At 66.4% G+C, this 14,100-nt stretch carries 18 protein-coding genes and 1 pseudogene; 3 read left to right on the forward strand and 16 right to left on the reverse strand.

Features of this window, described 5'->3' with window-relative positions:
• Positions 1 to 10 precede the first annotated feature (10 nt).
• The 15 genes and pseudogenes from ACRX5S_RS28900 to ACRX5S_RS28970 form a co-directional block, all read right to left on the reverse strand.
• A complete protein-coding gene (locus tag ACRX5S_RS28900) occupies positions 11 to 265 on the reverse strand; it encodes a hypothetical protein (RefSeq protein ID WP_436776072.1) in 255 nt (84 codons plus the stop codon).
• Positions 262 to 468 carry a hypothetical protein gene (locus ACRX5S_RS28905; protein WP_436776073.1) on the reverse strand — a complete coding sequence of 69 codons (207 nt, stop codon included), beginning with the start codon at positions 466 to 468 and terminating at the stop codon, positions 262 to 264. The genes ACRX5S_RS28900 and ACRX5S_RS28905 overlap by 4 nt, the downstream gene beginning before the upstream one ends.
• Before the next feature lie 79 nt (positions 469 to 547).
• A complete protein-coding gene (locus ACRX5S_RS28910) occupies positions 548 to 886 on the reverse strand; it encodes a hypothetical protein (RefSeq protein WP_436776074.1) in 339 nt (112 codons plus the stop codon).
• 31 nt (positions 887 to 917) lie between these two features.
• Positions 918 to 1,184 (reverse strand): hypothetical protein, encoded by a 267-nt coding sequence (locus tag ACRX5S_RS28915; protein ID WP_436776075.1) that lies wholly within the window; start codon positions 1,182 to 1,184, stop codon positions 918 to 920.
• Positions 1,185 to 2,733: 1,549 nt separating this feature from the next.
• Entirely contained in the window at positions 2,734 to 3,018 is a 285-nt protein-coding gene (locus tag ACRX5S_RS28920) for a hypothetical protein (protein WP_436776076.1), read from the reverse strand.
• A gap of 33 nt (positions 3,019 to 3,051) precedes the next feature.
• The gene (locus ACRX5S_RS28925; protein WP_436776077.1) at positions 3,052 to 3,414 is read right to left on the reverse strand and encodes a DUF2493 domain-containing protein; all 363 of its coding nucleotides are present in this window, start codon (positions 3,412 to 3,414) and stop codon (positions 3,052 to 3,054) included.
• A 396-nt stretch (positions 3,415 to 3,810) separates the two neighbouring features.
• The gene (locus ACRX5S_RS28930; protein ID WP_436776078.1) at positions 3,811 to 4,395 is read right to left on the reverse strand and encodes a hypothetical protein; all 585 of its coding nucleotides are present in this window, start codon (positions 4,393 to 4,395) and stop codon (positions 3,811 to 3,813) included.
• A gap of 10 nt (positions 4,396 to 4,405) precedes the next feature.
• Positions 4,406 to 5,179, reverse strand: a complete 774-nt coding sequence (locus tag ACRX5S_RS28935) for a metallophosphoesterase (RefSeq protein WP_436776079.1) — start codon at positions 5,177 to 5,179, stop codon at positions 4,406 to 4,408.
• 34 nt (positions 5,180 to 5,213) lie between these two features.
• A complete protein-coding gene (locus tag ACRX5S_RS28940) occupies positions 5,214 to 5,876 on the reverse strand; it encodes a toprim domain-containing protein (protein WP_436776080.1) in 663 nt (220 codons plus the stop codon).
• A gap of 34 nt (positions 5,877 to 5,910) precedes the next feature.
• Positions 5,911 to 6,099, reverse strand: a pseudogene (locus ACRX5S_RS28945) (CHC2 zinc finger domain-containing protein); the annotation flags it as partial.
• A 1-nt stretch (position 6,100) separates the two neighbouring features.
• Positions 6,101 to 6,469, reverse strand: a complete 369-nt coding sequence (locus ACRX5S_RS28950; protein ID WP_436776081.1) for a hypothetical protein — start codon at positions 6,467 to 6,469, stop codon at positions 6,101 to 6,103.
• Between the two features lie 112 nt (positions 6,470 to 6,581).
• On the reverse strand, positions 6,582 to 7,421 hold the full coding sequence (locus ACRX5S_RS28955; RefSeq protein ID WP_436776082.1) for a DnaB-like helicase C-terminal domain-containing protein: 840 nt from the start codon (positions 7,419 to 7,421) through the stop codon (positions 6,582 to 6,584).
• Between the two features lie 31 nt (positions 7,422 to 7,452).
• Positions 7,453 to 7,920: a hypothetical protein gene (locus tag ACRX5S_RS28960; RefSeq protein WP_436776083.1), complete on the reverse strand. Its 468-nt coding sequence runs from the start codon at positions 7,918 to 7,920 to the stop codon at positions 7,453 to 7,455.
• Between the two features lie 47 nt (positions 7,921 to 7,967).
• Positions 7,968 to 8,747 (reverse strand): RecB family exonuclease, encoded by a 780-nt coding sequence (locus ACRX5S_RS28965; RefSeq protein WP_436776084.1) that lies wholly within the window; start codon positions 8,745 to 8,747, stop codon positions 7,968 to 7,970.
• The gene (locus ACRX5S_RS28970; protein ID WP_436776085.1) at positions 8,744 to 9,028 is read right to left on the reverse strand and encodes a hypothetical protein; all 285 of its coding nucleotides are present in this window, start codon (positions 9,026 to 9,028) and stop codon (positions 8,744 to 8,746) included. Before ACRX5S_RS28970 ends, ACRX5S_RS28965 begins: the two co-directional genes overlap by 4 nt.
• A 440-nt stretch (positions 9,029 to 9,468) precedes the next feature.
• On the opposite strand from ACRX5S_RS28970, the gene ACRX5S_RS28975 reads away from it, so the two are divergent.
• Positions 9,469 to 10,020, forward strand: coding sequence for a peroxiredoxin (locus tag ACRX5S_RS28975; RefSeq protein ID WP_436776086.1), 552 nt, complete (start codon positions 9,469 to 9,471; stop codon positions 10,018 to 10,020).
• A gap of 3 nt (positions 10,021 to 10,023) precedes the next feature.
• Positions 10,024 to 10,554: an alkyl hydroperoxide reductase gene (locus tag ACRX5S_RS28980; protein ID WP_436776087.1), complete on the forward strand. Its 531-nt coding sequence runs from the start codon at positions 10,024 to 10,026 to the stop codon at positions 10,552 to 10,554.
• Positions 10,555 to 10,728: 174 nt separating this feature from the next.
• Here the strand turns inward: ACRX5S_RS28980 and ACRX5S_RS28985 are convergent, their stop codons facing one another.
• Positions 10,729 to 12,000: a TetR/AcrR family transcriptional regulator gene (locus tag ACRX5S_RS28985; protein ID WP_436776088.1), complete on the reverse strand. Its 1,272-nt coding sequence runs from the start codon at positions 11,998 to 12,000 to the stop codon at positions 10,729 to 10,731.
• Between the two features lie 263 nt (positions 12,001 to 12,263).
• Here ACRX5S_RS28985 and ACRX5S_RS28990 point away from each other — a divergent pair, with 263 nt between their 5' ends.
• On the forward strand, positions 12,264 to 13,424 hold the full coding sequence (locus ACRX5S_RS28990; protein WP_436776089.1) for a steroid 3-ketoacyl-CoA thiolase: 1,161 nt from the start codon (positions 12,264 to 12,266) through the stop codon (positions 13,422 to 13,424).
• Positions 13,425 to 14,100 lie beyond the last annotated feature (676 nt).

The following is a 14,100-nucleotide window of genomic DNA, read 5'->3' on the forward strand; positions in this document are numbered from 1 at the left end:
CAGTGTGTATTTACCGGCCATCGGGCATCACTCCGGTCGTGTCAATCCATTGGTAGCTAACGCCGACTCCGGGCCGCCCCTGGTATGTGTGTTCGCTTCCGAGAATCGGGATTACGTCATGCACGTTTTCGTAGAACGCATGGACCATCAGCGTCCACGCGATTGCCTGCGCCAGCGAATCGGCGCGCACGGCGTAGGTGTAAGGGCTTTCCCCGTCGTGTCGTTCCGGACCGGCGACGGACACCGTGTACTCGGTCGCCATCACACCCCCATCATGTCCAGGAGAACGGTGGTGTCCGCCCGATGCTTCACTTCGTCCCAGTCAATTCCCTTTTCGCGGCAGTAGTGCATGAGGTTTGCGAGCAAATCAGACACGGCGGTCGCGTTGTCCGGGTCGTAAGGCGCCAACGCCTTACCCGCCAAATCCACAGCCTCTCTGATTTTGATCTCCGACCGACTGAACTTCACAATGCCCCTTCCCTCCATTCACCGTGAATGGATTCCGCCACGGGCCGCACAAGTCGGCCCGGACGGGAACCATTCAAAGTCAGCAGCGTTGGCGCTTCACTCCGTAGACGCCCCAACCCTGGGAAATCTTGAGCGTCCATATCTCATCCGGGTAGTCGTGCGCGCTCGGGACTTCGGAATTCGCCGTATGACGACCTCGACGGACCCACACCAGCATGTGAGCATCCGCAGGCACGCACGGGAAATCGAATGTCCCGCTACCCTCACCGCACACATATTCCACGCGGTCCCGCCCGATGCCGTACCGGTCCATAAGTGACCGGCGGGCATCGTCAACGGTGTTCCAGACTTCGAGATCCTCTTCTTCCATCATTTGCGGCATGCCGCCGCCCCAGTAGAACAGTCCGTAGACAGTCATATTTCCCCCTTGAATCGAACAGGTCAGCCGGTCAGACGAGAACGCGCGTGTGAACCGAGCAATCGCGCTCCGAGCAAACGACCATGGCAGTGGTAATGAACGGCCCTTCAATGCGAAGCACGTTCCGCACCGCTTCCGGCGCGGCCCAATTGAAATCGGACGTACGAACCTGGCCATCACGGCGATACCAGGTAATAGACGAACCCGCTTCCCTCGCCCGCAGCGTCATTCGGTCGATGTGCTGTGACCGGCCGAGACTGAACATGTAAATGATCGTGTGCTTTTCCAGCGAAACCACGGCTCCCTTTCCGGCTTCTCAACCTGAGAAGTCCGTACCCCGGGCCACGCGTTCGCGGTCCGGGATACGCACCCGTCAGATTCAGACCTTCACGCGGTTACGCATTTCAAGTGCGACCACAAAGGAAACACCGTGCGCGTCCCGCATGCGGCGTATCCGCAAGGCGTAAACGCGGTCCCATTCCATGGACTTCAAATAGCGCTTCAAAAGCTTCCGACTGAAAGCCGCATCCGCGTACGTCGCGCAGACATCAAGCGCATCCCACATGACAAACCCCCAATTGCCGTACGGGAACTCACAGACAGACGACTGAATGTCTGCCGTTCCTGCCCGACCATTGGCTACGGGCGGGCCCTTCCGGACCCGCCCGCATTCGCCGTCCGCGCAAGGTGAATGGACGGCCTACAGGCAGCCACGGCGACACGAGAAACGCGGTTTAGCCCACGGCGCGGGCCCTTCGCGTATCCCTCACTCGTCTACCGCTCGCGCGCACTGCCACCGACTCACTGAGTGCGCGAATGGTGGCGCGATTGCTGCTGGAACTGGTCTCTAGGCCATTTCGGCGTCATCATCGCTGCACCCTTTACTTGGCTACTAACCGTGGCTCACTCGGGTTTCGTCAGCCTCTCCGTTGGAAACGGAGGGCGACGCGCTTTGCCGCTCCTGGCCTGACAGTCAGCTACCGCCTACGGCTCGACTTCTTGCCGATTGCTCGCACGGTCTTACTGGCATCCTCGCCACTCTCTGACAGGCACCCGCTCAACCGCTGTACGGCCCGTACAGGGGATTTCAGGTGACCGGACTAGTGGCTACCGGCCGTGCGTCTCATCGGCCGATCATCGGCCCTTCAGCGGCCCGTCAATCGGGCGCTGACTGTCTCGCTTGACTCGCTGTTGAGTTTTCAATCTCCGACCGCTTCCCCCCGGTTTCTCTCGGCCCCGGTTGGGCGGTGGTGTTGCTGGGAGTAGAGAACCCATCTCTTGCCTACTTCGCAACCCATGTCTTGCCGTCGTGGGAGAGTACGTGTCCGACTCATCCCGTTTTCTCTAAAGGAAGCCGCGCGTTGCACAGTCAACGCCGTTGACACAACGTGATCCAGATCACTTGACAAATTACCTGCCGGTAACCACGATTCTCACAATGTGAGACCTATTGATTCCCAGACAGCAGCCCAAATCGCGCCGTTTCCGTGCCCGTCGCACGTAGTAAGAAGGCCGATTGTTATCGTTCCGTGATCTCTTCTTACTACGCCCTACGGCGCGGCGCGCCGAGCAATTCACGTCGAATCAATGAATGCACGCGCACACCCCTACCCCCTGGGGGTAATACCCTACTTCTTAATAATGGAACCCGCGGGAGGCGCGGTTTTCTAAATGCGTACGGGTCTGGGCATTCAGCGGAGATAGTAAGAATCAATCAATCCGCCTGCGCAGAGCCCCCTTTCGCTCCACGAAGTGCATTGAAAAAGGGCCCCTTTCGGGGCCCTTCCAAGTCGAAATGGGTAGGTTTGGTGGCGATCCTCACCTACTGATCTTCGACAAAATCAATCCTACGAGATCACTGTGAGGTTCTGGACCGACGGGAACGCCGGCCGAGTGCCGGACTTGGCTCCGCTGCGGCTGCCGCACCGAGGCATGACCTTCACGCGAGGGCGCGACGTCTGGCGCTCGCTCCACGTGCCCGACGCGTAGTCGTAGTCACGTTCGGTCTCGAAACCGACCTCCAGGACGCGGCCGACGACCATCTCTGTGGATCGTCCGACGAAACTGGTCGGGTAGTAGACAGTCGCTCCCGGCTCGATGGGGCGCCCCTGCCAGTCGAGCAGATCACTCATGATTGGTCTCTCCGTATTCAGTTGTTTGGCTTGCTACTTCACGCGGTGGATCACAGGGATCCCGGCGGCGTTGGCGCGACGAACGCAGTCCGCGGTGCCTCGGGATCCGCGTCGCTGGAACGCCAGGACCACGACGGGCCCAAGGTCGACCATCCGCTGATTGCGGGCCGGGCCCGCCGCGCGTCCCTTTCGGCGCCAATCCGCGGCCATGGGTTCGGTAGGGATTCCCAGCCGGGCCGAAACCCGCTCGGCGATGGCGTCCGCCCCGGTCGGGCACGCGCCATGCGTAACGATGATGTCCCCGTAGCGCGCCACCATATGGCCGATGCCGTCCGCTACGGCCTTCTCGTCGTCCCAGTCCCGCGACCCGGTAATGAGGATGCGGTAGGGCCCCATCAGAACAAGGCCATCGTCGCCATGGGCCCGTCGGCCCCAGTTGCACCAACGCGACGCTTTGGCCGGCGGCTCGTTCGCCGCTCATGAGTCGGTTGTCCGTCATCACGGTCACCCGGTAGTACAGCGTCAGTCGCGATGGCACTGCCGACGTACCGGTACTCAAATTGGTGGGCGCCCATCATGCGCCGAGACTCGATGCGGTGCCCTTCCGCACGAAGATTGCTGATTCGCGTCCGGGCCCCGGTACCGCCGATGTCTTCGGCGGACAGGTCGGCGGTAGACACCCAGGCGTTTTGGCGACGGGCGGCCCGCTTCAGGTAGCCGAGCACCCGTTCGTTACGGCTGGTTCGCCGCCGTTCCTCACGGTCGTTCATATTCAGTTGTCCACTCTTCCCGCTACGCCGCTCGGACGGCCCGACAGTCGTTCGCGTCGTCGGCTCGGTCCACCAAGCGGTAGTTGAGCGTCCACGTCAGTTTCTCAACGGCCCGGGACACCGCCTTGCGCTCGGCTGGTGCCCGCATCTCCTCGCCGAGGAGGTAGCGCCGCTCGATCGCCGTCACGTGCTGTTCGGACAGGCGCAGCATCGCCTGATCGATGTCCCAGATCGTGATTGCAGGGCTGCTGTAGTCGCTGCTGCCGTGTGGCTCCTCGCGACCGGGCATCGTCTCGCGCGCGGTTTCGTCGTAGTACCACTCCGCGAGAACCTTGCGGACGACGTCCGGGGTGTAGATGTAGTAGCCGCGGCTCACGATCGCCGTTCGGCGTTCCTTCTCGGCCCAGGTCGATCCCGCACGGCCGAGGGCCTTCACCTGCATGCCGGGGCTCAGCTTGTCGAGTTGAGGCCGGTTGGCCACGGCCCAGGTGATGATCTCGCCGTAGATGTCATCCGCGTCCAGGTCCCAGTTCCGGCGGGCGACGCTCCGGGCCGCCTTGCGGGCGGCGTCGATGATGTCGTCCCAGTCGAGTTCTTCGCTGCTCATCGGCTCCCCCTCAAATCCGGATTCCGGTCGGTGCCCACACGCGCCCCTCGACGGCGAATCGGCCGTCGCTGCTCATGCGCACGGCGTGCGGTGTGACGTGGGTGCCGTCCACGTACAGCAGGCCGAAACCCATTTGCCAGTTCGCAGCCCCGGACTTGAGGTAGTTCGCCTTGCGGATGTCGCTGATGTGGCCGACCTCCAGGCCCCAATAGGTGGTCAGGCGCCCGTTGTAGCCGCCTGATTCGGGGATGAGTCCCAGTCGGTGGGTGTGGCCCATCACCACGTTGGTGCGCAGGCGTGCGGCAGCGTTGCCAGCGGTCCGCCCCGCGATTCGCGACAGCGGGATGTCGAGGTGGCCGTGTGTGGCCACCCATCCGGGGGCGATCGGGTGGAACCCGTCGACGTACGTCACGCCGTACGCGTCCAGGTCAAGGAGCGTCCGGGGGTGGAACTCCTCGCCCTCGGCCAGCTCGGGCGCGGCGGCCAGCAGCTTGGCATGGGGCCTGGTGTCGTGGTTGCCGCCGATGAGCGTGACGGGCCCGTCATGGCGTTCCCGGAGCGCGCCGAGGAATCGCCGGCCTCGCTTCGAGTCCGCTTTGACCGAGCCCGCGAACTGCTCGCGGGTCCCTTGAGTCCACCGCGACGGCTGCGGGTAGTCCATGAGATCGCCGGTGTGAACGACTTCGTCCGGGGCGGTCGCCTCGATGAAGCCCAGCAGCGCGGAAACCGCGGGCGCGTGGTGGTCGGGGATGTGCGTGTCTGGGATGACGACGATGCGCCTCACAGAACCTCCTATTCAGTTGTGGTGGTGCAGTCGTTCAGAAGCCCGCTCGCTCGCGTAGGGCCTGCGGCCCCGAGTCGAGGAAGTAGGCGTTCACGTCGAATCCCTTGGGCATCGGCCGTGACCGGGCCGTCTTGACGTCCGTCATGATCTGCTCGGCGAGCCCTTCGCCCTGGCCGTCGTCGTCGGCGTCCGCGAGGACGATGACTTCGTCGTATCCGGCGAGTGCGCGCCGCAGATACCGGCGGAGCTTCTTCCAGCTCTCGACGCCTGGCAGACCAAAGGTCGGGATGTCCGCCTCGACGCTGGCGATGGTGTCGAACTCACCTTCCGCAACAGCGATTCGGGGAGAGGCAAGGGTGAGCGCGTGGACGTTGAACGGCCTTACCTCGTCGCCCGGTTCGCTCAGGTACTTGGCGTGTCCGGGAGTCTCTTTGCACGAGTGGTCCGCCATGCACCGGTACCGAATGGAGACGGTTCCCAGGGCGTTGAGGTACGGGATCGCGATGCGTCCCCGGTACTTCTCATGGCCCGGCAAAGGGTCGGCGACGTATCCGAGCTTGAAGGATCGAGCGCTGTCCTCGGACAGGCCCCGTCTCAACGCCAAATAGTCGATGGCGGCCTGGCTGTGGGCCAGTTGCTCCGCGTACGTCGCCGTAGCTGTCGCCAAAAAGCTCAGCCGCGACGGCTCGGGCACCACGGAAATCGGTTTGCTCCTCTCGCATGATGATCTCCCACGAGTCGCCGGCAACGTCGCAGGCGAAGCAGTGGAAGACGTTCGCAGCGGTGTTCACGCGGGCCGAGTCGGATCCGCCGTGCCAGGGGCAACGCACCGTTTCCCAGCGGTCGCGCTCCTGGCAGGTCCAATCCGGGAAGTAGTGGCGGATCACCTGAGCGATGGGCGGCTTCTCTTCCTGATCCACGTCACTCCCCCAGGTAGTACCGGCGTGCCATCTCCCGGTACAGCCACATCGGGACGACCGCCAGGCCCTCGCCGGTGGTGAAGCGGCGTCGCTTCAGGAAGATCACCCAGTCCTGCACGCCCTTGCGACCAGCCTGCTCGGCCGCGTCCTCAGCGGTCGCCCAAATCGACAGCCGCTCCACATCCTTGGCCTGCGTTGCCAGCGCCACAGGACCCGTGTCGTGGTCGCCTTGGTCAGCCCCGCCGTACCGTTGACCGTTGCGCTTCCACTTGAATCCCGCCGCGTTCATGAAGCGGGAAATCTCGCTCTCCCACTGATATCCCTTGCGCTTGTTCTGCCGGTTGCGCTTCCGGATGCCGGGGTCGCTCACAGCAGCCCCCACACCAGCGCCACCAGGAGCACCCACAACGCCAGGTATGCGGCGGCTACCGCCATCAGGAGCGCGGCGAAGATCCACGAAACGACGGTCGTGATCGTCGGCATCAGCCCACCAACCGCATGCTGTCCGGCGTCCACTCCAACGACGCGAATGTGTAGCCGGACGCGTCGGCCTTGCCCCCGCGATTCTTCACCGGAGACGCGTTGATCGTGGTGCCGTCGATCTCGTCTCCGCCCCGATGCAGCGTGAGCACGATTTCCGGGACACGGCCGATCTGACCCTTCAGGCCCGACAAGGGGATCGGCGCAGTGCCGTCGTTATGCGGTCCCGTCACGTGGTGCAGGGCGATGACGCAGGCCCGCGTCATCCGGGCGAGGGCGTGAAGGTAGTCGCAAACCTCCTCAAGGCCCTGGTGCCCGTCGGTGCCGTTCGGGTTCACGATGTTCGTGATGTTGTCGACGACGATCAACGCGGGCCACCCGTACACGTGGGCGTACATGGTCAGCTCGTCCTCGATGTCCTCCATCGTGGGCGACGCCTCGTAGCACATACGGACTCGCGAGTGATACGCCAGCGCGGCATCGAGAACGCTCGTGTCACCGCGCTGAATTGCCTCCTCGGCCTGACGTGTGGTCCATCCGGTGACCATGGCGGCGCCTCGGACGTACTGGGTCCACGCGTCCGAGTCGGCCGAGAAGTAGAACGTGGGGGCGCCGGACTTGATCGCAAGCGTCAACGCGACGGCAGACTTGCCGGTGCCGGGACCTGCGGCCACCAGGGCGAATTGGCCGCGCCTGAAGATGAGCCCCATACGGTCGAGGCACTTGAAGACTGTGGGCAACGGTTCGCCGGCCGAACCAGCCTTCCGAAGTCCTTGGGAAAACGTGAGCATGATCCACCCCTGCCGCGTGGGGGCGCACGAGGGCGCCCCCACGGGTGTCATCGGTCGGAAGTAGTAAGAAGGGAGCGGCAGATCAGTTGATCCACTCGGGCGGGCACTGGCCCTGCGTGCCCTGCGGGGTTCCGCACATCCACGCCTTCCACGCTTTCGCCGCGCCGGGCTTCGACTCCCGGTAGACGCGCGGCCCGTGCGCGCACGACGGAGCCGCGTTCTGCGCGGGCGGCCCGGCCTGCGGCGGCGGGGCGTTGTAGGACTGCGCGTAGGACGGGGCGGGCGCGTTCGTCGGCGGACCGGCCGGAGGCGCCTGCGGCGCGGGGGTGTTCGTGTCGGCGAATCCGGAGCCGACGTTGTAGGCGGCGCACAGGTGGCTGACGGCCTCGCCGATCTTCGCGCCGGACTGCGACACGGCGTCGATCTGCGGCAGCCAGTCAGCGACCGTCAGGCCCCGGATGGTGATCTGCGCGTCGTCCGCGCCCCTCGCCGGGCGGATGTTCAGCGACAGCGGCGAGTCAGGCAGTGGGGAAGGGTTCTGCTGGTACAAGAGGCGATCCCTATTCGGTTGTTATGGAGTTGTGGACCTGCGGAGCGTCAGGCGTCGATCATCCCGTCACGGGACCACGCACAGTGGTCCTTCACACCGCAGGCAAAGCAGTTGCTGCCGGGATTCGCGAGGTAGAACCCCGCCTTCTCGGCTGCGTCCATGTTCTCAAACTGCCTCTCGACCTCCCCGCTTTGGAACGTGGCGAGGTCGTAGAACTTGGTGGGCGCCGAGTCCCGAGCCATCCAGAAGTCCCCGTAACGAACCGGGGTTTCCCACATCTGCTCGATCGCGAGCGCGTAGACCTTCAGCTGAAACGGTTTGTTGTTCTCGCGGCTCCCGGTCTTGAAGTCCCGTACCGTCACGGCCCCGTTGGGCCAGGCAAGGATCTGGTCGATGTATCCCAGGACCTCGACGCCGCCCAGCCTCACCCGGAACTCGTACTCGATGCCCGGGAGTCCGTCCGGGTCACGCCAGATCCGAAACGGGACGTCGGCCGCGTACGCGAGATACCCGCGAACCTGCTCCGCGCCAGCCTCCCGACGATCGCTGATGTCCTTCTCGGTCTTCTTGCGTCCACCGCGCATCCACCGCGACAGATCCGGCTCGGCCTCCTTCGCCGCAGCGATCGCCGTGTCATACGTGTCGTAGTAAGTACTAAGCGGGTCGTCCTGGTGCCGCTCGAAGTACTCCACTGCCGCATGAAACGCGGTTCCCTGAATCGTCCACGCCGCAGGCCGCTGCGGAACCTTCGCGACACGTTCGAGCCGGTAGCGCTCGCCGCATCCGGCGTAGCCGGTCACCTGGCTGACGGACCGATGGAGGCTCATGCGGCCTCGTTCAGAACGTAGTAGTCGACCGCCGCGAAATCGCGGTCATGGACCGCGAACTCCGGCACCTCGGTCCGGGTGACGTACTCGGCAGCGGCCGGGATGTGAGCCTTGAGTGCCAACAGGTCGAGCGGCGTCGTCTCCGTGTGGGTGATCACCCACAGCTCGATCGTCTGGGCGTAGAGGACGAGGACAACGGCCCCGCCGATCTCGTGCGGAGCCCCGTACAGCAGCCGCCGCTGTGCGTTCGCCTGGCCGCTCTCCTGGTCCTGCTTGGTCATGGTCAACAACGCGCCTCCAGTGCTTCGGGGATCACCTCGACCGAGGCGATACCGAGGAAGCTAGTCGCCGCGAAACGTTTGCACAGCCCTGCCGTTGGCCCCGCCGGGGCCCTTGCGACTGAAACGGACACAGCGGACCAAGGCCCCGGAACGCCGGTCTATCCTGAACGCACAGAGTCCCAACGTCCTAGTTTTTAGGGGCTCGCCGCCCCTGCCGCCTCGGGACCCCTCGTGCGCGACTCCCCTTAGGTTGTGACCAAACACCTACGGCGCATAGGTCTCTCTGAGCGGGGGCCGAACCCAGCGCACTGATAAAGCCTGGCTATCAACACTCACTGACTTGGCTATTTCCCTGATCAATAGCACCTGTGGCACCTTGATCGCGTACGTCCAACCGGGGCACGCACACCCGCCCCGGGCACCATCGCGGAGGAGACCCAGTGCTTACTGTCGGTAACCAGTTCCCGGACTTCAACCTCACGGGTGTCGTGTCGATCGACGCCGACAAGGCGTTCGAGCAGATCACTCCCAAGTGGGGCGAGAAGGGTTGGAAAGTAGTCTTCTTCTGGCCGAAGGACTTCACCTTCGTCTGTCCCACCGAGATCGCCGCGTTCGGCCGTCTCAACGAGGAGTTCGCGGACCGCGACGCCCAGGTCCTCGGCGTCTCCACCGACTCCGAGTTCGTCCACCTGGCCTGGCGCAAGGACCACCCGGACCTGACCGACCTCCCGTTCCCGATGCTGAGCGACCTCAAGCGCGAGCTGGCCGAGGCCTGCGGCGTGCTGAACGCCGACGGTGTCGCGGACCGCGCGGTCTTCATCGTCGACCCGAACAACGAGATCCAGTTCGTGATGGTCACCGCGGGCTCCGTGGGCCGCAACCCCGACGAGGTCCTGCGTGTCCTCGACGCACTCCAGACCGACGAGCTGTGCCCCTGCAACTGGCAGAAGGGCGGCGAGACGCTCGACGCCGCCGCGCTGATGGCGGGCTGACCCATGGGTCTGGACGTCCTGAAGGCCGAACTGCCGGAGTACGCCAAGGACCTCAAGCTCAACCTGGGCTCGGTCGTCGGCAACTCCAAGCTCCCCGAGCAGACGCTCTGGGGCACCGTGCTGGCCTGCGCGATCGCCTCGCGCAGCCCGAAGGTGCTGCGTGAGCTGGAGCCGGAGGCGAAGAGCCGGCTCTCCGCGGAGGCGTTCAACGCCGCGAAGGCCGCCGCGGCCGTCATGGCGATGAACAACGTGTACTACCGGTCCATGCACCTCATCGGCGACCCCGAGTACGGCAACCTCCGTGCCGGGCTCCGCATGAACGTCATGGCCAACCCGGGCGCGCCGAAGACCGACTTCGAGCTGTGGTCGCTCGCGGTCTCCGCGATCAACGGCTGCGGCCGCTGCCTGGAGTCGCACGAGCAGGTCCTGCGCAAGGAGGGCGTGCCGCGCGAGACCGTCCAGGAGGCGATCAAGATCGCCGCGGTGCTGAACGCCGTCGGCGTCACCCTGGAGTCCGAGGCGCAGCTCGTCTGACGAGCCCGCGCCACCGCGCACCACCGCCGACGGGCGGTACGCAAGGCCGAACCGGCCCCCGCGTACCGCCCGTTCGCGTTTCCCGCGCCGCGCGCTCTCGCGGCGTCGGCAAGGCGCACCCCCGCGAACCTCGCCGAGCCGAACGTCCGCAGCCCCTCGCAACTCCCACCAGCCCTACCGCGCCCCGATCCCCCCGAGCGCGATCTCCTGGTACAGCCCCGCCACATCGTGCACCCCAAGGCCGCGGTACGCCCCGCTGCTCGTGGAGATCGCCGTCCGCAACACCCGCTGCACGAACGCCGGGTCCAGGTCCGCCCGGAACTCCCCCGAGCGCATCCCGTCCGCCAGCGCCCGCGTCCACACGCCCTCGACCGCGCCCAGCAGCCGGTACAGCTCCGACTGCGGCACGTCCTCGGTCGCGCGCTCGTTGAGCAGGATCACCGACGCGACCCCGTGCCCGGCCAGCGCGTCGACCGTCCGTGCGATGAGCCCCTCGACGCGCCGGATCGGCCTCGGCCGCGCCGCCGCGTCCTTGTCGAACGCGGCCAGCAACTCCTGGAAGAACCCCGTGAGCATGTGCGCGAGCAGCCGTTCCTTGCTCCCGATGTGGTGCGCCAGGCTGCCCACCGGCACGCCGGCCAGTTCCGCGATCTGCCGCGTCGTCGTGACCGTGTAGCCCTGCTGCGCGAAGAGCAGCCCGGCGGCGTAGCCGATGCGCATGCGGGCGTCGGCGCCGTCCGGAAGCAGGCGGGCCAGCCGGATGCGCGGCGCCTCGTAGCCGTCCGGGTCGACGCCGACCGCCGGGCGCGACGGGCCCGCGCCGCCGAGGATGGGCCCGAGTGCCCGCGACCGGTAGGCGCCCGGTTTCGCGATGCCCCGCACGAAGAGGTCGACGAGCAGGCCGGAAGCCTCGTCCGGGTCGTACCGCCCGTTGCCGCGGTACCACTGCGCCATCGCCCACACGGTGGACTGCACGAGGTGCGCGGTGGTCTCGGGCCGGAGGTCGGCGCGGAGCACACCGGCGCGTACGCCCTCCTCCATGACCGACCGCCACATCGCGCTCGTCCGCGCGGTCCGCTCGGAAAGCCACCGGAAGCGTTCCGTCTGGGCGAGGCGACGGCATTCGGCGACGACCACGATCGACGCGTCCGGGTTCTCCGCGATCACCGTCAGGCTGCCGCGGATCAGGCCACGCAGAGCGACGACCGGGTCGTCGGTCGCGGCCAGCGTCGCGCGGTGCCGGTGCAGTGCCCCGGCGAAGAACTCCTCCAGTATGTCGAGCAGCATCGCCTCTTTGGACGGGAAGTGGTGGTAGAGGCTTCCCGACAACAACTGTGCGGCGTCCGCGATCTGACGGACCGTCGTGGCGCCGTAGCCCTGGCGGGCGAACAGCGTGCACGCGTGCCGGAGGATTTGCGAACGGCGGTCGGCGGGCCTGGTATGCATCTGCGGCCCCCCGCGAGCCCCGTCGTCGTTCACGCTACGAAGCGTAATCGGAGAGCGGACATACGCCACTCGTGACCCACGGTCAGTTCCAACAACACTGATTATCCCGTATCACACGAACACCAAGCGTTACATCACTGGGGCTTGTCCAGCCCGCCCGCTCGCCGTACCGTGATCGGGCATATCCTTGACCAAGTCATAGAACAGTCTCGGAACACGGTCAACGGAACCGAAGTCCTGGCGACAACGCGAAGGAGCGCAGCGTGGGCAACCCCGTCATCGTCGAGGCCGTACGCACCCCCATCGGCAAGCGCAACGGCCATCTCGCCGGGCTGCACCCCATCCAGTTGCTGAGCAAGGCGCAACTCGCGGTCGTCGAGCGGTCCGGCATCGACCCCAACCAGATCGACCAGGCGATCGGCGGCTGCGTCACACAGGCCGGCGAGCAGTCCGGCGACATCGTGCGCCACGCGTGGCTGTACGCGGGCCTCCCGCAACGCACCGGAGGCACCACCATCGACTGCCAGTGCGGCTCCGCCCAGCAGTCGGTCCACCTCATCGCGGGCCTGATCGCGGCCGGCGCCATCGAGGTCGGCGTCGCGTGCGGCATCGAGTCGATGAGCCGCAACCCGCTCGGCCACGCCCAGCGGCCCCCCCAGAAGTCGAAGCCGGACGACTGGGAGATCGACCTGCCGGACCAGTTCACCTCCGCCGAGCGCATCGCCAAGAACCGCGGCATCACGCGCGCGGACGTGGACGCGCTCGGCGTCCGCTCGCAGGCGAACGCGAAGCGGGCGTGGGCGGAGGGTCGCTTCACGTCGCAGGTGGTGCCGGTCGAGGCGCCGGCGGTCGACAAGGAGGGCAAGCCGACCGGCGAGACCCACACCGTCACCACCGACCAGGGCCTGCGCGACACCACCGCGGAGAGCCTCGCGAACCTCAAGCCGGTGCTGCCGGACGGCATCCACACCGCGGGCAACTCCTCGCAGATCTCCGACGGCGCCGCCGCGGTCATGATCATGGACGAGGACAAGGCCCGTGAGCTGGGCCTGCGCCCGCGCGCCCGCATCGTCTCGCAGTGCCTCGTCGGCGCCGACCCGTACTACCACCTGGACGGCCCGAACGACGCCACCGAGCGCCTGCTCAAGCGCTCCAGCATGAAGCTGTCGGACATCGACCTGTACGAGGTCAACGAGGCGTTCGCCTCCGTCGTCCTGTCCTGGGCGAAGGTCCAGGGCGCGGACATGGACCGCCTCAACGTGAACGGCGGCGCGATCGCCCTCGGCCACCCGGTCGGTTCCACCGGCGCCCGCCTCCTGACCACCGCCCTCCACGAACTGGAGCGCACCGGCGGCAGCACCGCCCTCGTCACCATGTGCGCCGGCGGCGCCAACGCCTCCGGCACCATCATCGAACGCATCTGACCCACCGAACCGAGCAGGGGCCCGCAGGGATCCACCCGATCCCGGCGGGCCCCTCCCCGTTCCCCGGAACGGCGGGGCGTGCCCGGTTGCGCCCGTCTGGGCCGGTGCACCTGGCCGATCACAAGGGCTCGGCCTCCCCGGCTCTACCCCCGCGTCACCGACCGCGCCTCCGGCGACGGACGCCCGCCCGGCAACCTGTAACAGACCCTGCCGCTCCTGCACGGCCCGGACGGCTTCGCCTCCTGGTTCTTCCGTGCCGCAGCAGCGTGCCGCCCGGGTACGCGGGGGAGAGAGTGCGCGGGGGGAGTACGTGGGGGCGGCAGTGCGCGCGAGGTGCGCGCGGGGGCAACGTGCGCGGGGGCGGATCGGTGCTGTCTTCGGGTCCGGGAGGGATCCGGTGGGATCCGCCTGGTTTGGTCCGTACCGGTCCGGGTATCACGGGTTTCGTGCGGGCCGGGCTTCCTTTCCCCGGTTCGTACGCCTCACCCGGACCGAGCGGTGCGCTGGTCACCACCGTCGGTCCAGCAAAAGAGATCTGCGGCGCTGCGAAGCGTCGGGGCGTAGGTGCGAGCGCTGTGCGGCGCCGGCGAGCGCCTCCATGACGGAAGATGCGACGAGCCCTGTCCGGGCCTCTGAGAGGCGCGGACAGGGCTCGTCGTGGCTTTTTGCGGCCGGG

Origin of the sequence: Yinghuangia sp. YIM S09857 (genome assembly GCF_051388915.1) — a bacterium.
GTDB lineage: Bacteria > Actinomycetota > Actinomycetes > Streptomycetales > Streptomycetaceae > Yinghuangia.

Coding starts and splice junctions, on each gene's coding strand:
- ACRX5S_RS28965 (WP_436776084.1), bottom strand. CDS start 8,747: ATGAGCCTCCATCGGTCCGTCAGCCAGGTGACCGGCTACGCCGGATGC.
- ACRX5S_RS28985 (WP_436776088.1), bottom strand. CDS start 12,000: ATGCATACCAGGCCCGCCGACCGCCGTTCGCAAATCCTCCGGCACGCG.
- ACRX5S_RS28925 (WP_436776077.1), bottom strand. CDS start 3,414: ATGGGGCCCTACCGCATCCTCATTACCGGGTCGCGGGACTGGGACGAC.
- ACRX5S_RS28970 (WP_436776085.1), bottom strand. CDS start 9,028: ATGACCAAGCAGGACCAGGAGAGCGGCCAGGCGAACGCACAGCGGCGG.
- ACRX5S_RS28955 (WP_436776082.1), bottom strand. CDS start 7,421: ATGACACCCGTGGGGGCGCCCTCGTGCGCCCCCACGCGGCAGGGGTGG.
- ACRX5S_RS28910 (WP_436776074.1), bottom strand. CDS start 886: ATGACTGTCTACGGACTGTTCTACTGGGGCGGCGGCATGCCGCAAATG.
- ACRX5S_RS28920 (WP_436776076.1), bottom strand. CDS start 3,018: ATGAGTGATCTGCTCGACTGGCAGGGGCGCCCCATCGAGCCGGGAGCG.
- ACRX5S_RS28980 (WP_436776087.1), top strand. CDS start 10,024: ATGGGTCTGGACGTCCTGAAGGCCGAACTGCCGGAGTACGCCAAGGAC.
- ACRX5S_RS28930 (WP_436776078.1), bottom strand. CDS start 4,395: ATGAGCAGCGAAGAACTCGACTGGGACGACATCATCGACGCCGCCCGC.